Source organism: Bradyrhizobium sp. (assembly GCF_049586575.1).
Classification (GTDB): Bacteria; Pseudomonadota; Alphaproteobacteria; order Rhizobiales; family Xanthobacteraceae; genus Bradyrhizobium.
This window is the reverse complement of sequence record NZ_JBAVCF010000757.1, coordinates 1-2396: the sequence shown is the minus strand read 5'-3', so window position 1 is coordinate 2396 and position 2396 is coordinate 1. Positions and strand designations below refer to the sequence as shown.

At 63.1% G+C, this 2396-nt stretch carries 2 protein-coding genes; both read right to left on the bottom strand.

The features are described from left to right. On the bottom strand, positions 1–1329 hold a 1329-nt coding region (locus WB528_RS27290), incomplete at its 3' end, for an MDR family MFS transporter (protein WP_423892454.1). Between the two features lie 5 nt (positions 1330–1334). Beyond that, positions 1335–2396, bottom strand: a 1062-nt coding sequence (locus WB528_RS27285; protein ID WP_423892453.1) for an HlyD family secretion protein, incomplete at its 5' end; no start/stop codon positions are given.

The following is a 2396-nucleotide window of genomic DNA, read 5'->3' as shown; positions in this document are numbered from 1 at the left end:
GTTGAACGGAGTGATGTGCTCGGACAGGATCGCATAGATCCGCCGCCCGCCTTCGGTGAGTTGCGCGATCACGATGGAAATGCCGACCGAGCTTGCGACATTGCGCATCAGGGTCAGCATCGAGGTGCCGTCGGTGCGCAGCTGATCGGGCAGCGTCATGAACGCCACCGTCGAGAGCGGCACGAAGACGAGGCCGAAGCCGAAGCCCTGGATGATGCTGATGGTCACGATCTCGGGCACGCCGGTCTGATCGGTCCATGCGGTCATCTGGTAGAGCGACAGCGCGGTGAGGCCGAGGCCGGTGATGATCAGCGTGCGCGCCTCGATATAGCGCATCAGCCGGCCGACCATCATCATGGCGACGAAGGTGCCGCAGCCGCGGCTCGCGAGCAGTACGCCCGCGGTGATGATGGGATAGCCGATGACGTTTTGCAGGTAGGGCGAGGCCAGCGCCATGGTCGAATACAGCACGAGCCCCATCACCGTCATGAAGATACAGCCGGTCAGGAAATTTCGATCCCTGAACAGCGCGAACTGGATGAAGGGGCGCTCCGTCGTGAAGGAATGCGCGAAGAAGTAATAAAAGCCGACGATGGAGACGACGAACTCGGCGATGATCTCGTTGGATCCAAGCCAGCCGAGCTGTTCGCCGCGGTCGAGCGCAACCTGCAAGGCACCGATTCCGATCGCCAGCGCCGCGAAGCCGAACCAGTCGAAACGCAACTTCGTATCCTGCCGCGTCTCGTCCATGAAGACCATCAGGCCGAGCACAGTGACGATGCCGAACGGCAGGTTGACGAAGAACACCCAGTGCCAGGAGTAAGTCTCGGTCAGCCACGCGCCGAGCGAGGGCCCCATGATCGGACCCATCATCACGCCCATGCCCCAGATCGACATCGCCTTGGCGCGCTCATGCAGCGCGTAGGAGTCGAGCATGACCGCCTGCGACAACGGCACCAATGCGGCGCCGAACACGCCCTGCAGCAGGCGGAACAGCACCATCTGGTCGATGTCCTGCGCGAGCCCGCACAGCACGGAAGCGAAGGTGAAGCCGGCCGAGCAGATGATGAACGTGCGCTTGCGGCCGAAGCGGTTCGCGATCCAGCCCACCGGCGCGGTCATGATCGCCGCCGCCACGATATAGGAGGTCAACACCCAGTTGATCTGGTCCTGCGACGCCGACAGCGTTCCCTGCATATAGGGCAGCGCGACATTGGCGATGGTGGTGTCGAGCGCCTGCATGATGGTGGCGGTCATGGCGCAGATCGTCACCATGTTCCGCCGCATGCCGGGAACGGCGCTCGCGGCAGGAATTGCCGTGGGCGACATCGGTTCTAGTCCTGCTTCGCCGCAGCCGACCGCAGGCCAAACAGGCCCGCGAGCGTGCGCTTGTGGCCGGTGTCGATCGTCGCATAGGCGCTCATGCCGGCTTTCAGCTTCTTCACGAACGGATCATCCTGGTCGAAATAGATCCGCACCGGAATACGCTGCACCACCTTGACGAAGTTACCGGTGGCGTTTTGCGGCGGCAGGATCGCAAACTGCGCGCCCGTGCCGGGCGAGAGCGAACCCACGGTGCCCTTGAACGTATGATCGGGGAAGGCATCGACGTCGATTTCGACCGGTTGTCCCACTGCGACATGGGTGAGATCCGACTCCTTCAAGTTCGAATCGACCCATGGCTGCGCGATATCGATGACGGTGAACACAGGCGAGCCGGCCACGACGAAGCGGCCGAGCTGGATCTGGTCGACGAGGGTCGCGATGCCATCGATCGGCGCCCGCATTTCCGTGTGGTCGAGATCGCGCTGCGCTTGGGCGAGCGAGGCCTGCGCCTGGTAATAGGGCGGAAAGTCCTCGAGCTTGAGCTCCGGGTTGCCCAGCAATTGCGTCAACGAGCTCGAACGCTGCTGCTGAACGAAAGCGAGTTCGGCGCGCGCGGTGAGAGACGCCGTGGAAGCGTTGTCGAGGTCGAGCTGCGAGCCGTAGCTGCGCTGCGCCAGCGTCGACTTGCGGTCGACATCGCGCTGCTTCAGGTCGATGGTCTGCTGCATCAACTCGGCCATCTGGTCGTAAATCTTGATGTTGGCGCCGAGGTTGGTGTAGGTCATCCTGGCCTGTTCAACCGCGGCCTTGGCGCGATCGACGGCAAGGCGGAACGGAACCGGATCGATCTCGAACAGCACGTCGCCCTTGTGGACGAGCTGACCTTCCTTCACCACGACCTTGTCGATGCGGCCGGAGATATCCGGCGTGATCAGGACTTTTTGCGCGCCGACATAGGTGTCGTCGGTGCCGACGTAGCGGCCGCCGTTGAGATAGAACACGATGCCGCCGATCACCGCGACGAGCGGCAGCATGACGAGCAGCAGGAAACGGCGATAGCGGCGCAGCCC